1 protein-coding gene is annotated in these 437 nt (G+C 57.9%); it reads right to left on the bottom strand.

Going from position 1 to position 437, the window contains the following annotated elements:
* Window positions 1-236 (bottom strand): helix-turn-helix domain-containing protein (locus KNO94_RS15165; protein ID WP_214781051.1); only part of this gene is annotated, 236 nt, incomplete at its 3' end.
* Window positions 237-437 lie beyond the last annotated feature (201 nt).

Raw genomic sequence — 437 nt, forward strand, 5'->3', positions numbered from 1 at the left:
TTCGCGTTCGCGAGCGCGAGGCTGTCCGCCTCGGCGAGGAACGGGAACAGGGGCTTGTAGGATGCGGGTGTCGCCGGTTTCCGTCTCGTCACGATTCTCGCTTTCGCCTCATCGCGGATGGCGATGCGGTCCTCGAGCAGCTTGTTGTAGATGAATCGGGCGCAGCCGATCGTCTTGATAAGGAACTCGGCCTGTGCAGGTGTCGGGTGAAGCCTATATTTGTAACCTTTCAGCATGTCTGTCCCTCCTCCCCTCAGAAAATCGTGATGTGTCTTCCTCGTCCGATACCCGCGGAAGGGGAGAGAGAATCTGACGGAATCACGAACTTTTGTTCGTCCTATCTGTCACAGGGGAAAAGACGTTTGGACCGGGCGATTCATCTCCCACCTACGCCGGGCTACGCCCCGAGACGCTTAGAGGAGGGAGAATTCTCGCCT

It is taken from the genome of Exiguobacterium sp. s22 (assembly GCF_018617455.1).
GTDB lineage: Bacteria > Bacillota > Bacilli > Exiguobacteriales > Exiguobacteriaceae > Exiguobacterium.